The following is a 20,404-nucleotide window of genomic DNA, read 5'->3' as shown; positions in this document are numbered from 1 at the left end:
CCTCAAGGAAGAGGTCGACCGTGGACACCATCTCTACCGGCACATTCATGACATCCGAGATCATCGGGACCGCGGTCCTGATCCTGCTCGGGTGCGGGGTGGTCGCCAACGCGATCCTCCCCAGGAACAAGGGCTTCAACGGCGGCTGGCTGCTCATCAACTTCGGGTGGGGGCTCGCTGTGTTCGCCGGCGTGTACGCCGCGTTCAAGTCGGGCGCCCACCTCAACCCCGCCGTCACGATCGGGCTGTTCGTCGCCGACCTTCCCTTCGCGCAGTCGAAGGGCGCCGACGGCACGGTCCTCGCGCAGGTCGACCCGACCCTCGCCAACATGTTCCTGTACTTCGCCGCCGAGCTCATCGGCGCGATGCTCGGTGCCGCGCTCGCGTTCCTGGCGTACAAGAAGCACTTCGACGAGGACGCCGACCCCGCGACGAAGCTCGCGGTGTTCTCGACAGGCCCCGCGATCCGGTCCTACGGCTGGAACCTCGTCACCGAGGTCCTCGGCACGTTCGTGCTGGTGTTCTGGGTCGTGTCCGCCGGCAAGTCGCCGTCCGGCCTGGGCCCGCTCGGCGTCGCACTCGTCGTCGTCGGCATCGGTGCCAGCCTCGGTGGCCCGACGGGGTACGCCATCAACCCGGCCCGCGACCTCGGTCCGCGCATCATGCACGCCCTGCTCCCCATCAAGGGCAAGGGGTCGAGCGACTGGTCGTACTCGTGGGTGCCGGTCGTCGGCCCCCTCCTCGGCGGCGTGCTCGGCGGCCTGATCGGTGCCTGGTACGTCTGACCTCACCTGACCCGCGGCCTCCCGGCCCATCCCTGAACCTCACATCCTGTTGAAAGAAGGACCTCCCATGGCTCAGTACGTCCTCGCGATCGACCAGGGCACGACGAGCACCCGCGCGATCGTCTTCGACCACGGCGGCCAGATCGTGGCCTCCGGCCAGAAGGAGCACGAGCAGATCTTCCCCAGGGCCGGCTGGGTCGAGCACGACCCCGCGGAGATCTGGACGAACACCCGTGAGGTCGTCGGTCTGGCCCTGACCCGCGCCAACCTCACGTTCCGCGACATCGCGGCGGTCGGCATCACGAACCAGCGGGAGACCACCGTCGTGTGGGACCGCACGACCGGCGAGCCCGTCTACAACGCGATCGTGTGGCAGGACACCCGCACCGACCAGATCGCCCAGGACCTCGGCGCTCTCGGCGGCGGTGCGGACCGGTACAAGGACAAGGTCGGGCTGCCGCTCGCGACGTACTTCTCCGGCCCGAAGATCAAGTGGATCCTCGACAACGTCGACGGTGCCCGCGAGAAGGCCGAGCGCGGCGACCTCGCGTTCGGCAACACCGACTCCTGGGTGCTGTGGAACATGACGGGCGGGCTGGACGGCGGGGTGCACATCACCGACGTGACGAACGCGTCGCGCACCATGCTCATGAACCTCGACTCGCTCACGTGGAACGAGGACATCGCCAGGGACATGACGATCCCGCTGTCGATGCTCCCCGAGATCCGCTCGTCGTCCGAGGTCTACGGCAAGGGCCGTGAGGGCGGCATGCTGCCCGGGGTCCCGCTCGCGGGCATCCTCGGTGACCAGCAGGCGGCGACGTTCGGGCAGGCGTGCTTCGAGGTCGGCACGGCGAAGAACACGTACGGCACCGGCAACTTCATGCTGCTCAACACCGGCACGTCCCCGGTGCCCTCGAAGAACGGGCTGCTGACGACCGTCTGCTACAAGATCGGCGACCAGGCACCCGTGTACGCGCTCGAGGGGTCGATCGCGGTGACGGGCTCGCTGGTCCAGTGGCTCCGCGACAACCTGGGGTTCATCTCGTCGGCGGCCGAGATCGAGGAGCTCGCCGCGACGGTCGAGGACAACGGCGGCGCCTACTTCGTCCCGGCGTTCTCGGGGCTGTTCGCGCCGTACTGGAAGTCGGACGCGCGCGGCGCGCTCGTCGGCCTCACGCGGTACGTCACGAAGGCCCACATCGCCCGGGCTGCGCTCGAGGCGACGGCCTTCCAGACCCGCGAGGTGCTCGACGCCATGAATGCCGACTCGGGCGTCGACCTCACCGAGCTCAAGGTCGACGGCGGCATGGTCGCCAACGAGACGCTCATGCAGTTCCAGGCCGACATCCTCGGCGTGCCCGTCATCCGCCCGCAGGTCGCCGAGACGACGGCCCTCGGTGCGGCGTACGCCGCGGGCATCGCCGTCGGGTTCTGGAACGGCGAGCAGGACGTCATCGACAACTGGGCCGAGGACAAGCGCTGGGAGCCGTCGATGGACCCGACCGAGCGCGACCGTCAGTACCGGCTGTGGAAGAAGGCCGTCACGCGGACCTTCGACTGGGTCGACGCAGACGTCAGCTAGTCGTCTGCCTGCTCGTCCTCCAGCCGCCACCGCGAGGTGGTCCGCCGCGGAGTGACGTGGACCCGCCGCTGGGCCACGGAACACCGCACGGACCCCTCGCGGTGGTTCGTCCGGGCGAGCGAGCCGCGCAAAAGGACGAACTCGGCCGAACAGCCGCGAATGTGCGCAGGCGGCTGCTCGTGAGATGGCAAGATCCCCGTATGACAACTGTGGCTGTGACCGGCGCTTCCGGGAAGGCGGGTCGCGCCGTCGTCGCCGACCTGCTCGCACACGGGTACGACGTGCGCGCGAGCGACGTGACCGGCACCCCCGGCGACGAGGGTGACCTCGGCACCTCCCTGATCCACGCCGATCTCACCGACTACGGTCAGGCGATCGAGGTCCTCGCGGGCGCGCACTCCGTCGTGCACCTCGCGAACATCCCGGCCCCCGGGCGCGCGACGCCCCCGGCGACGATCAACACGAACAACGCCATCAACACGAACGTGTTCCTGGCCGCGTCCCGGCTGGGCCTGCGCAAGGTCGTGTGGGCGTCGAGCGAGACCACGCTCGGCCTGCCGTTCGCGGAGCCGCCGCGGTACGCCCCGATCGACGAGGCGCACTACCCGCTCCCGACGACGACGTACGCGCTGTCCAAGGTCGTCGCCGAGGAGACTGCGCGGCACATCTCGGTGCTGTCCGGGATCCCGTTCGTCGGGCTGCGGCTGTCCAACATCTTCCAGCCCGAGGACTACCGCCACGTGCCCGACTTCTGGGACGACGCGCGGCTGCGGGCCTGGAACCTGTGGGGCTACGTGGACGCCCGCGACGTCGCGCAGGCGTTCCGGCGTGCGCTCGAGGTCCCGACCTCGGGCTCGCAGAGCCTCATCATCGCCGCGGCCGACACGATCATGGACCGCCCGTCGGCCGACCTGATGGCCGAGGTCTTCCCCGACGTCCCGCTCACGCGTGAGCTGGTCGGGCGCGAGACGCTGCTCGCCATCGGGGCGGCGCGCGACCTCATCGGCTACGAGCCGGAGCACTCGTGGACCGACGAGGTCACCGGCGGCTGAGCTGCGTGCTCGCTCGGCTCCGCCCCCGGCCCTGCGGACCGGGGGCGGACCTGTGGGTGGGGTGCTCGTAGGGTAGGGGCGTGAATCCGGGGCCGCTTGCGTACGAGGACGTCCCGCCGTACGACCCGACCTACGACGACGTGCCGCCGTACGACCCTGCCTACGACGGCGCACCACCCGACGACGGCGGCTACGGCGATGCACCTGCCGACGACTCCGCGCCCGGGTCGGCCCGCCCGGCTCGGACCCGCCCAGCCGCGACCCGTCCGGGCACGACGCACCCGGCCGCGACGCGTCGCGCACCGGCACACGCCGCACGACCGGCACGGCTCGACGGTCCGGCACCGGAGCCGATCGAGGTCCTGCGCCGGGTCTTCGGCTACGACGCGTTCCGCGGCGACCAGGCCGAGATCATCGACACGGTCGTGGCGGGCGGCGACGCGCTCGTGCTCATGCCGACCGGCGGCGGCAAGTCGCTGTGCTACCAGGTCCCCGCCCTCGTGCGGCCCGGCACGGGCGTCGTCATCTCGCCGCTCATCGCCCTCATGCAGGACCAGGTCGACGCGCTCTCGGCCCTCGGGGTGCGCGCGGGGTTCCTCAACTCGACCCAGGACCTCACCGAGCGCCGCCGCGTCGAGACCGCGTTCCTGGCCGCCGAGCTCGACCTGCTCTACCTCGCCCCCGAGCGGCTCCGCGTCCCCGACACCCTCGACCTGCTCGGCCGTGGCGAGATCGCCCTGTTCGCGATCGACGAGGCGCACTGCGTGTCGCAGTGGGGCCACGACTTCCGGCCCGACTACCTGCGCCTGTCGGTGCTGCACGAGCAGTGGCCCGACGTCCCGCGCATCGCGCTGACGGCGACCGCGACCGATGCGACCCACGCCGAGATCGCCGAGCGCCTCCAGCTGACGGAGGCCCGGCACTTCGTCGCGAGCTTCGACCGACCCAACATCCAGTACCGGATCGCGCCCAAGAACACCCCGCGCGCGCAGCTGCTCGACCTGCTGACCACGGAGCACCCGGGCGACGCGGGCATCGTCTACTGCCTGTCCCGCGCGTCCGTCGAGCAGACCGCGCAGTACCTGTGCGACCACCAGATCCCCGCACTGCCGTACCACGCGGGGCTCGACGCCCGGGTCCGCGCCACGAACCAGGCCCGGTTCCTGCGCGAGGACGGGCTCGTCATGGTCGCGACGATCGCGTTCGGCATGGGCATCGACAAGCCCGACGTGCGGTTCGTCGCACACCTCGACCTGCCCAAGTCGGTCGAGGGCTACTACCAGGAGACCGGCCGGGCCGGCCGAGACGGGCTGCCCTCGACCGCGTGGCTCGCGTACGGGCTGCAGGACGTCGTGCAGCAGCGCCGCATGATCGACACGTCCGACGGTGACGCCGCACACCGCCGGCGGCTCGGCGCGCACCTCGACGCGATGCTCGCGCTGTGCGAGACGGTCACGTGCCGCCGCGTCCAGCTCCTCGCCTACTTCGGCCAGGCCAGCACGGCGTGCGGCAACTGCGACACGTGCCTCGCCCCGCCCGAGTCCTGGGACGGCACGGTCGCGGCGCAGAAGCTCCTCTCGACGGTCCTGCGGCTCGAGCGCGAGCGCGGACAGCGCTACGGCGCCGGTCACCTCGTCGACATCCTGCTCGGCAAGGCGACCCCGCGCGTCACGCAGCTCGGCCACGCGACCCTGAGCACGTTCGGCCTCGGCACCGACCTGGCCGACGGCGAGTGGCGCGGCGTCGTGCGCCAGCTGCTCGCACAAGGCCTCCTCGGGGTCGACGCGGACGGCTACGGCACGCTGCGGCTGACCCCGTCGAGCGCCGAGGTCCTCTCCGGTGACCGCACCGTGCTGCTGCGCCACGAGGCCCCGAAGGCCGCGCGAGCGCCACGCGCGGCGCGGACCTCCCGCCGTGGCGGTGCCCCGGCGGCCGTCGTGGGCCTCGACCAGGGCGCCGCGGCGATCTTCGAACGGCTGCGCGCATGGCGGGCCGCGACCGCGAAGGAGCAGGGCGTGCCCGCGTATGTCGTCTTCCACGACGCGACCTTGCGGGAGATTGCGACGCTCGTTCCGGCGACGATCGACGAGCTCGGCACGGTGACCGGCGTCGGCGTCACGAAGCGCGACAAGTACGGCCCCGACATCCTGGTGGCCCTCGCCGGCTGACCCCGCGCTCACCTCGCCGGGGCGTGCTCCGGTCCAGCGTCGAGCGACCTCAGTCGGAGCTCGCGGCCGCACCCCGACGTGCCGGGCTCATCGGGCCAGCCAGCCGCCGTCGACGGGGAGGACGGCACCGTGGATGTAGTCGGCCGCCCGCGAGCACAGGAAGAGCACGGCGCCCGCGATGTCCGACGCCTCCGCCCAGCGTCCGGCCGGGATCCGGTCGAGGATCTCCTGGCTGCGGTCGGTGTCCTGCCGCAGGTCCTTCGTGTTCGCGGTGGCGACGTAGCCGGGTGCGACCGCGTTGACGTTCACGCCCTTGGCCGCCCACTCGTTGGCGAGCGCCTTGGTCAGGCCGGCGACGGCCGACTTGGAGGACGTGTAGCCGGGCACGTTGATGCCGCCCTGGAAGCTGAGCAACGACGCGGTGTTGACGATCTTGCCGTGACCGCGCTCGACCATCGCGCGGCCGATCTCGCGCGACAGCACGAAGGTCGTCCGGAGGTTCACGTCCATCACGTGGTCGAAGTCCTCGTCGGAGTGCACGGCTGCCGGCGTGCGCCGGATGGTTCCGCCGTTGTTGACCAGGATGTCCACCTCGCGACCTGCGAGGTCCGCCGCGAGCGCCGTGACCGCCGCGCGGTCGGCGAAGTCGGCGCGGATCGGCGTGAAGGTGCGGCCCCTGTCCTCGACCGCCGTGCGCACGGCGCTCTCACCTGCCGGGATGTCGTAGCTCACGCCGATGATGTCCGCGCCTGCCGCCGCGAGCGCCTCCGCGATCGCGAGGCCGATTCCCTGGCTCGCCCCCGTGACGACGGCCAGCTGTCCGTCGAGGCCGAAGAGCTCGTGCGTGTAGGCAGTGGGCAGGGTGTCGGTCATGGTGTCGGTGCTTCCTGTCGGTCGGGGCGTGCTGGGGATGCGGGTGCTAGGGATGCGGGTGCTGGACGTGCGGGTGCTGACGGGCGGCACGTGTCGCGTCGGGTGGGATCAGGCGTTGTATCCGAGGGCCACCGAGATCTTGTCGGCGGTCTCGATCGCCATCGGTGCCATGGCCTCGACCTGGTCGATCGTGTGCTCCAGGGTCAGCGTCGAGATGCTCACGCCGTATGTGATCGTCCGGGTGTGGTCCCTGATCGGCGCGGCGACGCACACGAGTCCGGGGACGTTCTCCTCGCGGTCCATGGCATACCCGAGCTCTCGCACGGTGGCGACCTCGGCGCGCAACGCGTCGAGCGTGGTGATCGTGTGCTCGGTCCTGGGCGCAAGCCCGGCCCTCTCGACGAAGCGCCGGAGGCTGTCGTCGGTGTAGCCGCTCAGGACGGCCTTCCCGATGCCCGACGAGTGCAGAGGGATCGCGTTGCCCACGCGGGAGGGCATCCGGTACGGCTTGTCCGAGTCCGACCGGATCAGGTAGACGATCTCGTCCCCGTTCACCACTCCGAGGTGCACGGTGCAGTGGGCCTTCGCGACGAGGTCGTCGACGAAGGGCTGCGCGATGGCGGAGATGTCGATGCGTTCCAGCGCGCGCCCGGCCAGCGACAGGATCTTCGGCCCGGGCAGGTAGCTGCCGTCTGCCGCGAGGGCGACGAAGCCGTGCCCGAGGAGGGTGCCGAGGATGCGGTGGGTGGTGGCCTTGGCCAGACCCGTCGACTCCACGACCTTCGAGAACCGCGAGTGGGTCAGCGCCGCCTCGAGCACGAGCAGGGTCTTCTCGCTCGCGTTCGCACCCGCCGTCGCCCGGCCGCCGCTGGGCTCTCCGGTGTCGGTGAGGTGCGGGGCCGTGTCGGTCGTCATGATCGTCTGCCTGTCTTCCTGGGTCAGCCGCGGGTCAGCTCTGAGGGCGCTGACTCAGCGCATGTCGGCGATGGCGAAGCCGTCCATGTCGTCGAACGACTGATTCTCGCCCGCCATCGCCCACACGAAGCTGTAGCTCGCCGATCCGACGCCCGAGTGCACCGACCAGCTCGGCGAGATGACGGCCTCCTCGTTGCCCACCACGAGGTGCCGGGTCTCGGTGGGCTCGCCCATGAGGTGGATGACCCGAGCGTCCGCCGGCAGGTCGAAGTACAGGTAGAGCTCCGTGCGACGGTCGTGCGTGTGGGCGGGCATCGTGTTCCACATGCTGCCGGGGTGCAGCGTCGTCACTCCCATGACGACCTGGCAGCTCGGCACGCCGTCCTCGTGGATGTACCGGTTGAGCGTGCGCCGGTTCGACGTCAGCGCGTCACCGAGCTCTCGGGTGCTGCCCGTGCCCGCCTCGACGAGGGTGGTCGGGTACGCGGTGTGCGCGGGCGCCGAGACCAGGTAGAACCGCGCCGGACCGTTCGCCTCGATGTCCGTCGAGGCGAACGTGACGCGCCGGGCGCCCCGCCCGATGTACAGGCACGAGCCGTGGCCGACGTCGTACGTCGTCCCGTCGACGTCGACGGTGCCCCTCCCGCCGACGTTGACGATCCCGCCCTCGCGGTGCTCGAAGAAGTACTCGGAGCGGATCTCGGGGAAGGTCGGCAGGTCCAGCGCGGTCGCCACCGGCATGATCCCGACGAGGACGACGCGGTCGTGGTGCGTGTACACCGCATTGACGGCGTCGGGTGCGAAGAGCCCGGGCACGAGGTAGCGACCCCGTAGCTCCGCGGTGTCCATCCCCGGGACGTGCTCCGGGCTGGTGGCGTAGCGCTGTTCCATGCCGTGCATCTCCTTCTCTGTTCCGAAACTCTGTTCCGAACGGCCGAACGGCCGGGCGGCTCGTGCGGCTAGACGGCGTCCTCTTCGAGCAGCAGGTTCCGGTCGACGGTCTCCGGGGCGAAGAGGGTTGTGACGAAGGTGATGGCCATGATCGCCATCATGTAGACGGCCACCGGCCACCACGATCCGGAGGCCCAGGTGACCAGCGCCGCGCAGATCATGGGTGCGATGCCGCCGCCGAAGACGGAGGAGAACTCGCGACCGAGAGCCACGCCCGCATACCGGTAGCGGGATCCGAACAGCTCCGGGAAGTACGCGGCCTGGACCCCGACGGTGCCCTGCGACGCGACCATGAAGCCGATGACGATGACGATCCCGATGAGCATGAGGTTGCCCGTGGTCATGAGCACGAACGCAGGCGCCGCGAACAGGAAGAGGAAGCCGGTGGTGAACAGGTACATGCGCCGGCGCCCGTACCTGTCGGACAGGATCCCGAACGTCACTGCCGAGATGCACGCGAACAGGGCGCCGATCAGCAGGAACTTGGGGATCCACTTCGCGTCGACGTGCACCTCGTTGATCAGGTAGGCACCGGCGAAGACCTGGAAGATGTACGAGTGCGCGTTCGCGCCGACGTTCATGAAGAAGATCCGCGCCAGGTGCTTCTTGCCGTGCTTGATGACGTCAGCCACCGGCGAGACCTTGATCGTGACGACGCCCTCGACCTTGAGCTCCTCGAAGACCGGCGACTCCTTGACCTTGCGGCGGATCAACCACGCAGCGAACGTCACGAAGATCGAGCTGAAGAAGACCAGGCGCCAGCCGTAGGACAGCAGCGCCTCGTCCGACATCCGCTGGACCAGGATCCAGACGACGGCTGCCATGGCCGCGCCCGCTGCAGCGCCGACGAAGACCAGCGAGGCGTAGCGGCCGCGCTTGCCCTTGGGCGCTGTCTCGGTGAGCAGCACGATGCCGCTGGCCTGCTCGGCCCCGGCCCCGAATCCCTGCAGGAACCGGACCATCAGCAGCATGATCGGCGACCAGATCCCGACGGCGGCATAGCTCGGGAGCAGCCCGACAGCGAACGTCGCGGTGCCCATCAGGAACAGCGTGGCGACCATGACGAACTTGCGACCCAGCCGGTCGCCGTACTTCGAGAAGAACAGACCGCCGAGCGGGCGGGCCCCGAAGCCGACGAACAGCGTGCCGAACGACGCGATCACGGCGACCGTCGGGTCCAGGTTGGGGAAGAAGATCTTGCCGAAGATGATCGCGGAGGCGGTGCCGTAGATCGTGAAGTCGAAGTTCTCCAGCGCGGTGCCGATGCCCCCCGCCCAGGCGGCGCGGCGGAGGTTCTTCGGGTCGACCGGTGGTTCGACGCCGTCCGGGTGGGTGAGGACGACCAGGGCCTCGGTCACAGTCCACCACCTTCGTGGAGACGTGCACTGCTGGGGGTCGAGCTGCATGTACCGAGCCGCACCTGGGTGTGGGCGGGCTTCGAAACGGCATTGTTTCGCCTCATGCTGAACTCCTCTGGCGGCCCACAGTGTGGGCTCCCAAGTCGTACCCGGGGATGTCGGACGGGGCACCCGGGTACTGATGGTCGACCGGAACAACGGCGTCGCGGTCGAGCTGATCCCTCTATCAGTGGTCCGTGTGGCGGAACTGGGTTCCAACACATGGAACAACGTAGCGACATTCCGGGAATCGGTCAAAGCGCCAGGTCACGCCGACGGCCGCGCCTGATCGGGATCGATCAGACGCGGCCGCCGGTGGGTCACGTGCTCAGCGCGCTGCGCGCTCGGGGCTTCCTGGGTCAGGTGAGCACCCTGGGCTCACCAGGTCGAGTCGCCCCGGATGACGACGTCGGAGCCGCCGTCGATGAAGACGATCTGGCCGCAGACGTGCGTGTTCTCGTCGCTGATGAGCCAGGCGTGCAGGCGGGCCACCACCTCGGGACCCATGAACCCGTGCAGCGGCATGGGGACCTGCGCGGAGAGCGCCTCGCGGGCCTCCTCGGTCGCGATCATGTCCTGCGTCATCGGGGTGACGACGATGCCCGGGCCGACGCCGTTGAGCGGGATGCCGGCTCCGGCCCACTCGGCGGTCGCAGCCACGCGCCGCATCCAACGGCTCAGCGCGTTCTTGGAGCTGCCGTAGATGAGCGCACCCTGATCGGCCTTGATGAGCTCTTCGCAGCGCAGCAGCGCCCCGGCCTCGTCGCCCGCGAGCAGGAGCTCGACGAGGGCGTTGTCGTTCGGCATGATGCTCGCCATCGAGCTCGTGAGCGAGGCGTGCGGTGCCGGGGACCCGACCAGCAGCGGCCGGAGACCCTCGAGCGTCGCGACCGCGCCGAAGAAGTTCACGGCGACCGTGGCAGGGCTCTCGTGCGCCAGCCCGGCGTTGGCGATCACCGCATCGATCGTGCCGCCGCTGAGCTCACGGACCTGCTCGACGAGGTCGGTCCGACCCTCGGGAGTCGTCAGGTCGACGGTGACGTCGGCGTCATGGAGGTCGACGCCGATCACCCGGTCCCCACGCTGCTCGAGAAGCTCCTTGGTCGCGCGGCCGATGCCTGACGCGGATCCTGTGACGACGACGGTTCGCATGAACGACTCCTCGCACCCGGGGCCCCGCACCGTTGCCGGACCCTCACGAGTCTCACGCTATGGACGCCCGCCTCAGGGGTGCGCGTGACCTTCGTCCGTGGCGTCGACCCGCGCGAGCGCGTCGTCCACAGCCGCGAGGTACGTCGCGAGCCCCTCGTGGCGCACGCTGTGCCCGACACCCTCGATCGGCACGTGCACGAGCAGGTCTCCGAGCAGCGCCGCCGCCCGCTCCACGGGCAACGTCCCCACGATCGACCCGCGGGTCTGGTCACCCGTCACGAGCGTCACCGGGCAGGCGACCTGCGCGAGCGCCTCGACCCAGTCACGGCCGTGCCAGTCGTGCGCGACGAGCCCGAGCCGCTGGTCGACCTGCGTCTTGGAGCGGGCCCAGGTCACCATCTCGTCGTCAGGCCAGGTCGGGTTCTCCCTCCGGGCCCAGCGTTCGAGCTCGCCCGCCGGGACCCCGGCGAACATGGAGAGCCAGCCCTGCAGGAACTCCGGCGCACGCCCCGGCGTCGGTGCGCCCGTGTCCCAGGCGGGGTCCTCAAGGACGAGCCCGGCGACGAGCCCGGGCTCGGTGACCGCGATCTCCTCGGCGACGAGGCCGCCGAGCGAGTGCCCCACGACGAGCGCGGGCCCCCCGACGACCACGCGGAGCACCTCGGCCGCGTCGGAGGCGAGCGCCCCGATGGTGAACGTCTCGTCGCCGAGCGGCGTGCGACCGTGGCCGCGCGCGTCGACCGCGAGGACCGGGCGGCCGCCGGCGAGATGGCGCACGACCGAGCCCCAGCACTCCGCCGAGTCGGTCACGCCGTGCAGCAGCAGGACCGGCACCCCGGCCCCGCCACCCCATCGGATGAACGCGATCTCGCGACCGTCCGGCGCGACGACCAGGTCGGCGACCGCGTCGAGGGGCTCGCTGCTCACCGGACCGCCGCTCACCGGGCCGTCCCGTCGACCGCGAACGGCTCGATCGCGGCGAGCTCGTCGGCGGTCAGCGCGGGCGCGGCGAGCGCGGCGACGTTGTTCTCGAGCTGGGCCACGCTGGAGGCGCCGATGAGCGCCGACGTCACGCGTGGGTCGCGCAGCAGCCAGGACAGCGCGAGCTGCGCGAGGCTCTGGCCGCGGCCGGCCGCGATCTCGTTGAGGGCCCGCGCCCGGGACAGGTACGTCTCGCTGATCCGCTCGGGCCGCAGGAAGTGCCCGACGGCGGCCCGCGATCCCGCGGGGACCTCCCCGGACAGGTAGCGGTCGGTGAGCAGCCCCTGGGCGAGGGGGGAGAACACGATCATGCCGATCCCCAGGTCGCCGACGGCGTCGAGCAGGCTCTCCCCGTCGGGCCCGCCGAACCCGGGGCCCTCGACGTGCCGGTTGAACATCGAGTAGCTGGGCTGGTGGATGAGCAGCGGCGTGCCGAGCTCGGCCAGGACACGCCGGGCCTCGCGGGTCTGGGCGGGCGAGTAGTTCGAGATGCCGGCGTACAGCGCGCGCCCGCTCGTCACGGCGGTGTGCAGCGCGCCCATCGTCTCCTCGATCGGCACCGACGGGTCGGGCCGGTGGGAGTAGAAGATGTCGACGTAGTCGAGCCCGAGCCGGGCGAGCGACTGGTCGAGGGACGCCAGCAGGTACTTGCGCGACCCGCCGTCACCGTACGGACCGGGCCACATGTCGTAGCCGGCCTTGGAGGAGATGACGAGCTCGTCGCGGTACGGGCGCAGGTCCTGGGCGAACAGGCGACCGAAGTTCTCCTCGGCGGACCCGTAGGGCGGGCCGTAGTTGTTCGCGAGGTCGAAGTGCGTGACGCCGAGGTCGAACGCGCGCCGCAGGATCGCGCGCTGCGTGTCGGCCGGCGTCGTGTCGCCGAAGTTGTGCCACAGCCCGAGGGACAGGGCCGGCAGGTCGAGACCGCTGCGCCCCGCGCGGCGGTAGGTCATCGCGGCGTAGCGGTCGTCGCTCGCGCGGTACAGGTCGTCAGACATGCCCAAACCCTACGTCTGGGCCGCCCGGCGGAGCCGACGCCCGGCCGTCGCCCGGGCCCGCGCCAGGCGGGTCGCCGATCGGTGGGAGGATCGCCCGGTGCTGCACATCGTCTTCTTCGAGCCGCGGATCCCCGGCAACACCGGCAGCGCGATCCGGCTCGCTGCGGCGACGGGTGCGACGCTCCACCTCGTCGAGCCGCTCGGCTTCGACCTGTCCGAGCCCAAGCTGCGGCGCGCGGGGCTCGACTACCACGACCTCGCGCACGTCGTCGTGCACCCGACGCTCGAGGCCGCCCTCGCAGCGTTCCCCGCCTCCCGGGTGCTCGCGTTCACGACCCAGGCGACGACCCTGTTCTCGGACGTCACGTACCGCCCCGACGACGCCCTGCTGTTCGGCCCGGAGCCGACGGGGCTGCCTGACGACGTGCTCGCCCACCCGCGCATCACCGAGCGCGTGCGCATCCCGATGCTCACGGGCCGCCGGTCGCTCAACCTGACGAACGCGGCGTCGATCGCGACCTACGAGGCGTGGCGCCAGCTGGGCTTCCCCGGCACCGACTGACGCACGCGACTGACGTCCGGGTCGGTCAGAAGATGGCCCGGAACAGCGTGAGGATGTCGGACTCCGAGACGGGCCGCGGGTTGCCACCGCGGCAGATGTCCGCGTAGGCGGCCGCGGCCAACGCCGGGAGGTCGGCCTCGACGACCTGGATGTCGCGCAGCCGGCTCGGGACGCCGAGCGAGTGGCCGAGCGCCGCGACGGCGTCGACAGCCGCCTGACGCGCCTGCACGAGGGGCAGGTCGTCGGTGTTCTTCACGCCCATGGCCTTGGCGATGTCGCGCAGCTTGGACCCGGTGTAGCCGCCGTTGAAGGCCATGACGTGGGGCAGGAGGACGCCGTTGGCGATGCCGTGGGGCGTGCCGTAGAACGCGCCGAGCGGGTGCGCCATCGCGTGCACGAGGCCGAGGCCGACGTTCGAGAACCCCATGCCCGCCATGTACTGGCCGAGGGCCATCTTCTCGACGGCCGACGCGTCGCCGCGCGCGGCGGCCGGGAGGGCGGCGGCGATGATCTCGATGGCCTTGAGGTGCAGGACGTCGGTCAGCTCCCACGCGGCGAGCGTGGTGTAGCCCTCGATCGCGTGCGTGAGCGCGTCCATGCCGGTCGCGACCCGCAGGCTGTGCGGCATGCCGTCCATGAGGTCGGGGTCGATGATCGCGACCACCGGGATGTCGTGCGGGTCGACGCACACGAACTTGCGCTGCTGCGCGGTGTCGGTGAGCACGTAGTTGATGGTGACCTCGGACGCAGTGCCCGCGGTCGTGGCGACCGCGAGCATCGGGACGCTGGGGAACTTGGTGGCAGCCTCGCCCTCGAGGCTGCGCACGTCCGCGAACTCGGGGTTGGCCGCGATGATGCCGATCGCCTTGCACGCGTCCTGGGGAGACCCTCCGCCGATGCCGACCAGGCAGTCGGCGCCGGCGGCCACGAACGCTGCGACACCGGCCTGGACGTTCTCGATGGTCGGGTTGGCCGACACGTCGTCGAACACCGTGTACGCGAAGCCCGCGGCGTCGAGGTGGTCGGTGACGCGCCGGGCGACGCCGTTGCGGGCGAGGGTGGGGTCGGTGACGACGAGCGCCTTGGTGTAGCCCTTGCCGATCAGCTCGGCGGGGATGTTCGCCACGGCGCCGCGACCGAACCATGCCGTCTGGTTGAGGATCATCCGATGGGCCATGGCGCAACTCCTAGGACTGCCCTCGCTCGCGGGGGCACGGTGTGCAGGGCCCGGGCACCCGCGTGAGCCGGGGGCCACCGGGGATTGCTCCTCCGAGCGTCCCGCGCCGCGCCCCGAGGACGTCAGGACATTCGTCCCGCATCCGCGGGAAACCGGGTCGAATCGGTCGGTCCGCTCGCGGACGGGTTCCGTACGTGACGCACGACACGGCCTGTACGGGGGCTTCCACCCTCGAAAACAGTTGCCTCGTGCAACCGTTCTGGTAGGTTGTCTGTAGCAACCACACATCGTCCAGCGCGACCTCCGCACTCACCCGCGGCCACGCCACGCCACGCATGCCCGCCGCCGCAGCCGGGCCCGACCACCCCGCTGAAGAGAACGAGAGCACCGTGTCCGCACCCACCGTCACGCCCGAGATCGACCGCCCCGAGGGAGGGACCGCGCAGGAGCCCGCCCGCATGACGCACCGGGAGATCCTCGAGGCGCTGTCCGGGATCCTCATGGGCCTCTTCGTGTCGATCCTCGCGACGAGCGTCGTGTCCAGCTCGCTCCCCCGCATCGTCAGCGACCTGCACGGGTCGCAGTCGTCGTTCACCTGGGTCGTCGTCGCGACGCTCCTCACCACGACCGTCTCGACGCCGATCTGGGGCAAGCTCGCGGACCTCGTCGACCGCAAGAACCTCATCCAGCTCGCTCTGGCCATCACGGTCCTGTCGTCCGCGGCCGCGGGCCTGTCGCACAACGTCGAGATGCTCATCTCGATGCGCGCGCTCCAGGGCATCGGCGCCGGCGGCCTCACGGCGCTCGGCACCGTGCTGATCGCCGACATCATCTCCCCGCGCGAACGCGGCAAGTACATGGGCCTCATGGGCGCCGTGATGGGCGTCGCGATGATCGGTGGTCCGCTGCTCGGCGGGGTCATGACCGACGGACCGGGCTGGCGCTGGAACTTCTTCGTCGGGGTGCCGTTCGCGGTCGCCGCGATCATCGTGCTCCAGCGGACCCTGCACCTGCCGGTCCTGCGCCGGCGCAGCGTGACGATCGACTACGCCGGGGCGCTGCTCATCTCGGCCGGCGTCACCACGCTGCTGCTCTGGGTGACGTTCGCCGGCTCCAAGTTCGACTGGGCCTCGTGGCAGACGGCCGTCATGGTCGTCGGCGCGCTCGCGCTGCTCACGTTCGCCGTGTGGGTCGAGTCGCGCGCCGCCGAGCCGATCATCCCGCTGCGGCTCTTCGGCAACCGGACGGTCGTCCTCGCCCTCGTCGCCAGCATCGCGGTCGGGGTCGCCCTGTTCGGCACGTCGGTGTTCCTCAGCCAGTACATGCAGGTCGCCCGCGGCAAGACGCCCACCATCTCGGGCCTGCTGATGATCCCGATGATCCTCGGGCAGCTCATCTCCTCGACGCTCAGCGGCCGCATCGTGAGCCGCACCGGCCGCTACCGCACGCTCATGATCAGCGGTGCCACCACGCTCGCCGTCGGCCTGGGGCTGATGGGCACGATCCGCTACGACACGAGCTTCGTCCTCGTCGGCCTCTACATGTTCGTGCTCGGCGTCGGCGTCGGTGCGCTCATGCAGAACCTCGTCCTCGCCGCGCAGAACACCCTGGAGATCCAGGACATCGGCTCCGGCACGGCGACGGTCGCGTTCTTCCGGACCCTCGGCGGCGCCGTCGGCGTCTCGGCGCTGGGCGCGGTCCTCGGCTCACGCGTCACGACGCTCATGATCGCGGGCCTCACCAAGCTCGGCATCGACGTGTCCGCCCTCAGCGGCGGCACGGGCGCCATCCCGAACGTCTCGACCCTGCCCGGTCCCATCCGCACGGTCGTCGAGGCGTCCTACGGCCAGGCGGTCGCGGACCTGTTCCTCGTCGCCGTCCCCATCGCGCTCGTCGCGCTCGTCGCCGTCCTCTTCCTCAAGGAGGTCCCGCTCGGGCACCGCTCGGGCGTCGAGCTCCGCCTCGAGGTGGCGCAGGCGCTCGCGGACGACGACGACGTTGACTCCGACGCACAGCGCGCCTGAGCGCCGAGAGGGCACAGTGGACACCGACCCGACCGCGCGCACCGGCATCGACGAGCACCCCGGCACAGGCACGGCCCCCGGCGCGGACACCGAGACGCCCGACCCGTTCCGTGCCGTCGAGAGCGAGCTGGGCATGCTGATGCGGCGGTCGCACGCGATCTCGCGCCAGCTGGCCCGGACCGTGCACCCGGACGTCGACCCCTCGGCGTCCCCGCTGCTCGCACGGATCGCCAAGACCCCGGACGTCCGGGCCTCCGAGCTGGCCGCCCTCTTCGGGGTCGGTCGCGGCACGATGTCGCGCCAGCTGGCCCGGCTCGACGAGCTGGGGCTGATCGAGCGGCGCGCAGACCCGGACGACTCCCGCGGTCAGCTCATCCGGCTCACGGAGCTGGGCACCCGGCGGTCGGAGGACGTCCGTGCGACCGGCCGGGCGTTCCTGCGCACAGCGCTGCGGAGCTGGTCGGACGAGGACACCGCACTGCTCGCAGCGCAGCTCGCGCGGCTCAACCTCGATCTGGGCGTGCCGCCGGACCTGGACTGAGCCACCGGGGACGGACCGAGCCGCCGGGCGCGGACTGACGAGAGGTCAGCGCGCCCAGGTCGTGCGCTGGCGGGCGATCGTGGCGATGGCATCGGCCCGTGCGGGCTCGAGCCGGGGCGGGAAGCGGCGGAAGACCCCCGGGATGTCGTGGCGGGCCACGACGAGGGCATCCTCGGGTGGGGCGTCCGCGCGCATCTCGATGATGCCCTGCAGCACGAGCACGGCGCGCACCGCGAGCTCGGAGCCGACCGCGGAGCGCAGGACACCCTGGACCCGTGCCGCCTCGAGCCGCGCGTCCCGCAGGTACTGCACGGGGGTGCCGTCGACGTCGATCGTGCGGTTGTGGATGTGGATGACCGCACCGGGGTGGGAGTAGGACGTGATGCTGAAGATGCCGCCCGACCCGATGAGCAGGTGCTCGACGACCGTGCCCTGCCGGCCGAGCGGGACGGCGTGGACGACGTTCCAGCCCTCGTCGGTCAACCGCTCGAGCCTGCTGCGCACCGAGCCGCCCCGCTCGCCCGAGCGGACGTCCGCCGCGGAGGCGACCTCGTCGTCGAGGGCCGCCATGAGGGCGAGGTCGATGGGCGAGCCGAACGGGAGGACGAGCTCGGCGACGTCGGAGCGCAGGTACGCCTGCGCCGCGCGACGCACGCCCTCCTCGAGCACAGGCATGTCGACGCTGACCTCGCCGGACTGCAGGTCGACGACACCGACCCGCTTGCCGCTCTCCGCCGTCACGTAGAGGCGATCGGCACCGAACCGGCGCCATCGCCTCACGATCAGGGTCTCCTCCACGTCCCTATTATCGGCACCTGGGCGGCCACCCTGAACCGTTGTCGGCCTGTGCGGGCCCGCGCGATCGCCCGGGGGCGGCGTGTCGGGCCGGACGCGCCGGACAACCCGGGCACGGCTTCGCGCCGTCGACGAGCGTCCGCGCAGGTGGGCGGCTGCTCAGGACCCGGACGGCTCGAAGGTCAGGCTCACGGAGTTCATGCAGAACCGATCGCCGGTGGGCGTCTGCGGGGCGTCGTCGAACACGTGGCCGAGGTGCGAGCCGCAGCGGGCGCAGCGGACCTCGGTCCGCAGCATGCCGAGCGTGCGGTCCTCGATGAGCTCGATGCGGTCGCCCGCGAGGGGCGAGTAGAAGCTCGGCCACCCGCAGTGCGCGTCGAACTTCGTCTCGGAACGGAACAGCTCGTTGCCGCAGGCGCGACACCGGTACACGCCCTCGCGGTGCTCGTCGAGCAGCGCGCCCGTGCCCGGCCGTTCGGTGCCGGCGAGCCGCAGGACCCGGAACTCGGCGGGGTCCAGCTCGACGCGCCACTGGGACTCGTCCTTGGTGACCTCATAGGTCCGGGCGTCGTCGTCTCTGGGGCTCATGGCGCTCTCCTTCACGGGGGTGGCGCATCCGCGCAGCGCTGACGGCGCGGGCGCTCCAGGCACAACAGGCCGGTCCTGCGGAGCATTCCGCGGGACCGGCCTGGTGCTGCTGGGACTGCTGGGTGCGCGACCGCTGGGGTCGAGGGCGACGCTCAGCGAGCGCGGCGACGACCCGCGTTCGAGCCCATCGACAGCGCGACGGCGCCGTTCGACCGGCTCTGGCCGGAGCCGGGCGTCGACGTCGAGCCCGAGGTCGACGTCGAGTGCACCGGGCGCGAGCCACCCGTGGGCGCCGAGGACCGCGCGCCGGTCGAGGCGCCGCGCGTCCCGCCCGAGCCGTAGCTGCGACCCTGCGACGAGCCGCCGCCGGTCGAGCCGCTGCGGCCACGCCCGGCGCCGCGTCCCCCTGCGGGCGCGCCCGAACGGCCGCGCGAACCACGCGTGTCGTCGCGGTTGTCGTTCTTCAGCAGACCGTGCGCCTGGACCTGTGCGGCGGTGGGGACGACGTGCGCCGCGACCTCGCCGACGAGCTCGGCGACGACCCGCGACCCGGCGCGCACCGACTGCGGCTGGACCGTGATCTTTGCCAGACGGGTGAGCGTGCGCACGTCGCCGGCCTGCTCGGGGAGCATGACGGTCACGACGTCGCCACCGTGGCCGGCACGGGCCGTGCGTCCCGAACGGTGCAGGTACGCCTTGTGCTCGGCCGGCGGGTCGACGTGCACGACGAGCTCGATGTCGTCGACGTGGATCCCGCGCGCGGCGATGTCGGTCGCGACGAGCACGCGGACGGCACCCGACGTGAACGCCTCGAGGTTGCGCTCACGCGCAGGCTGGCTCAGGTTGCCGTGCAGGTCGACGGCGGGGATGCCCGCTGCCGTGAGCTGCTTCGCGAGCTTCTTGGCCTGGTGCTTCGTGCGCGTGAAGAGCAGGCGGCGGCCCGTGCCGGACGCGAGCTCCTCGACGACCGCACGCTTCGTCTCGACGTCGGGGACGCCGAGCACGTGGTGCGTCATCTTCGCGACGGGGGACTCGGCGGTGTCGACCGAGTGCGTCAGCGGGTCGACGAGGTAGCGGTGCACGATCTGGTCGACACCGTTATCCAGGGTCGCGGAGAACAGCATCCGCTGGCCGCGCTTCGGGGTCTTGTCCATGAGGCGCTTGACACCCGGCAGGAACCCGAGGTCGGCCATGTGGTCGGCCTCGTCGAGGATCGTGATCTCGACGGAGTCCAGCGAGCACAGGCCCTGCTTGATGAGGTCCTCGAGCCGGCCGGGGCAGGCGACGAGGATGTCGATGCCACCGTTCAGCGCGCTGACCTGGCGGTTCTGCGAGACACCACCGAAGATCGTGGTCGTGCTCAGGCGGAGCTGCTTCGCGAGCGGCTCGAGCGTCGCGGCAATCTGCGTGGCGAGCTCACGGGTCGGGGCGAGGATCAGGCCGCGCGGACGGGCCGGACGGCGCTTGACCGTGGCGGCCGACTCGGCGAGCCGGGCCACGAGCGGGAGCGAGAACGCGAGGGTCTTGCCGGAGCCGGTGCGACCACGGCCGAGCACGTCGCGGCCCGCAAGAGTGTCGGGGAGGGTCGCGGTCTGGATGGGGAACGGGTCGGTGATGCCCTGCTGCGTGAGCGTGCTCACGAGGACAGCGGGCACACCGAGGGACAAGAAATCAGACAAAGGAGTATCGCCTTTCCGGCGGTGGAAGGTCGGGGCTCGCGGCGGCTCTGCGGGACATGTCCCACCGGTGCTCCACGACGTCGAACGCGCCAAGAAGTGCGCGTCAGTACCCCCATTGTGCCTCACGGCACGAGATCGACCCCCCAGAGTGGTCAACATCACCCCACGACGGCCGATGGGA

Annotated in this window: 18 protein-coding genes; 7 read left to right on the top strand and 11 right to left on the bottom strand. The window is 71.2% G+C overall.

The genetic code is table 11. The features are described 5' to 3' along the window. Positions 1–47 precede the first annotated feature (47 nt). The 4 genes from DDP54_RS09680 to recQ all read left to right on the top strand — a co-directional run bounded on the left by DDP54_RS09680 (position 48) and on the right by recQ (position 5,590). Complete coding sequence (locus tag DDP54_RS09680) at positions 48–785, top strand: MIP/aquaporin family protein (protein ID WP_109131554.1); 738 nt, start codon at positions 48–50, stop codon at positions 783–785. 67 nt (positions 786–852) lie between these two features. After that, the gene (gene glpK, locus DDP54_RS09675; protein WP_109131553.1) at positions 853–2,370 is read left to right on the top strand and encodes a glycerol kinase GlpK; all 1,518 of its coding nucleotides are present in this window, start codon (positions 853–855) and stop codon (positions 2,368–2,370) included. Between the two features lie 200 nt (positions 2,371–2,570). Continuing rightward, positions 2,571–3,422, top strand: coding sequence for an NAD(P)-dependent oxidoreductase (locus DDP54_RS09670; RefSeq protein WP_109131552.1), 852 nt, complete (start codon positions 2,571–2,573; stop codon positions 3,420–3,422). Between the two features lie 353 nt (positions 3,423–3,775). After that, complete coding sequence (gene recQ, locus DDP54_RS09665; RefSeq protein WP_242448456.1) at positions 3,776–5,590, top strand: DNA helicase RecQ; 1,815 nt, start codon at positions 3,776–3,778, stop codon at positions 5,588–5,590. Positions 5,591–5,677: 87 nt separating this feature from the next. On the opposite strand, the gene DDP54_RS09660 is transcribed toward recQ, so the two are convergent. The 7 genes from DDP54_RS09660 to DDP54_RS09630 all read right to left on the bottom strand — a co-directional run bounded on the left by DDP54_RS09660 (position 5,678) and on the right by DDP54_RS09630 (position 12,857). Beyond that, positions 5,678–6,463, bottom strand: a complete 786-nt coding sequence (locus tag DDP54_RS09660) for an SDR family oxidoreductase (RefSeq protein ID WP_109131551.1) — start codon at positions 6,461–6,463, stop codon at positions 5,678–5,680. 108 nt (positions 6,464–6,571) lie between these two features. Next, positions 6,572–7,378 carry an IclR family transcriptional regulator gene (locus DDP54_RS09655; protein ID WP_109131550.1) on the bottom strand — a complete coding sequence of 269 codons (807 nt, stop codon included), beginning with the start codon at positions 7,376–7,378 and terminating at the stop codon, positions 6,572–6,574. A 54-nt stretch (positions 7,379–7,432) separates the two neighbouring features. Next, complete coding sequence (gene kduI, locus DDP54_RS09650) at positions 7,433–8,269, bottom strand: 5-dehydro-4-deoxy-D-glucuronate isomerase (RefSeq protein ID WP_109131549.1); 837 nt, start codon at positions 8,267–8,269, stop codon at positions 7,433–7,435. 68 nt (positions 8,270–8,337) lie between these two features. Beyond that, entirely contained in the window at positions 8,338–9,687 is a 1,350-nt protein-coding gene (locus tag DDP54_RS09645; RefSeq protein ID WP_197711363.1) for an MFS transporter, read from the bottom strand. Between the two features lie 417 nt (positions 9,688–10,104). Next, a complete protein-coding gene (locus DDP54_RS09640) occupies positions 10,105–10,878 on the bottom strand; it encodes an SDR family oxidoreductase (RefSeq protein ID WP_109131547.1) in 774 nt (257 codons plus the stop codon). A 72-nt stretch (positions 10,879–10,950) separates the two neighbouring features. Then, entirely contained in the window at positions 10,951–11,805 is an 855-nt protein-coding gene (locus tag DDP54_RS09635; RefSeq protein WP_158274498.1) for an alpha/beta hydrolase, read from the bottom strand. An 11-nt stretch (positions 11,806–11,816) separates the two neighbouring features. Next, positions 11,817–12,857 (bottom strand): aldo/keto reductase, encoded by a 1,041-nt coding sequence (locus DDP54_RS09630; protein WP_146192407.1) that lies wholly within the window; start codon positions 12,855–12,857, stop codon positions 11,817–11,819. A 97-nt stretch (positions 12,858–12,954) separates the two neighbouring features. On the opposite strand from DDP54_RS09630, the gene DDP54_RS09625 reads away from it, so the two are divergent. Further along, positions 12,955–13,419, top strand: a complete 465-nt coding sequence (locus DDP54_RS09625) for a tRNA (cytidine(34)-2'-O)-methyltransferase (protein WP_198868304.1) — start codon at positions 12,955–12,957, stop codon at positions 13,417–13,419. Positions 13,420–13,444: 25 nt separating this feature from the next. On the opposite strand, the gene fucO is transcribed toward DDP54_RS09625, so the two are convergent. Then, entirely contained in the window at positions 13,445–14,596 is a 1,152-nt protein-coding gene (gene fucO, locus DDP54_RS09620; RefSeq protein WP_109131544.1) for a lactaldehyde reductase, read from the bottom strand. A 458-nt stretch (positions 14,597–15,054) separates the two neighbouring features. Between fucO and DDP54_RS09615 the strand changes: the two genes are divergently transcribed. Together DDP54_RS09615 and DDP54_RS09610 are read left to right on the top strand one after the other, a co-directional pair. Continuing rightward, complete coding sequence (locus DDP54_RS09615; RefSeq protein WP_109132492.1) at positions 15,055–16,620, top strand: MDR family MFS transporter; 1,566 nt, start codon at positions 15,055–15,057, stop codon at positions 16,618–16,620. A gap of 16 nt (positions 16,621–16,636) precedes the next feature. Then, the gene (locus tag DDP54_RS09610; protein ID WP_242448325.1) at positions 16,637–17,161 is read left to right on the top strand and encodes a MarR family winged helix-turn-helix transcriptional regulator; all 525 of its coding nucleotides are present in this window, start codon (positions 16,637–16,639) and stop codon (positions 17,159–17,161) included. Between the two features lie 45 nt (positions 17,162–17,206). Here the strand turns inward: DDP54_RS09610 and DDP54_RS09605 are convergent, their stop codons facing one another. The 3 genes from DDP54_RS09605 to DDP54_RS09595 form a co-directional block, all read right to left on the bottom strand. Continuing rightward, positions 17,207–17,959: a nuclease-related domain-containing protein gene (locus tag DDP54_RS09605; protein WP_109131543.1), complete on the bottom strand. Its 753-nt coding sequence runs from the start codon at positions 17,957–17,959 to the stop codon at positions 17,207–17,209. A 156-nt stretch (positions 17,960–18,115) separates the two neighbouring features. After that, complete coding sequence (msrB, locus tag DDP54_RS09600; protein WP_109131542.1) at positions 18,116–18,544, bottom strand: peptide-methionine (R)-S-oxide reductase MsrB; 429 nt, start codon at positions 18,542–18,544, stop codon at positions 18,116–18,118. Between the two features lie 152 nt (positions 18,545–18,696). Continuing rightward, positions 18,697–20,223, bottom strand: a complete 1,527-nt coding sequence (locus DDP54_RS09595) for a DEAD/DEAH box helicase (protein ID WP_242448324.1) — start codon at positions 20,221–20,223, stop codon at positions 18,697–18,699. Positions 20,224–20,404 lie beyond the last annotated feature (181 nt).

It is taken from the genome of Cellulomonas sp. WB94 (genome assembly GCF_003115775.1).
Taxonomy (GTDB): domain Bacteria; phylum Actinomycetota; class Actinomycetes; order Actinomycetales; family Cellulomonadaceae; genus Cellulomonas_A.
Note: the sequence above shows the minus strand (reverse complement) of the source record. Positions and strands in the feature narration are given on the sequence as shown.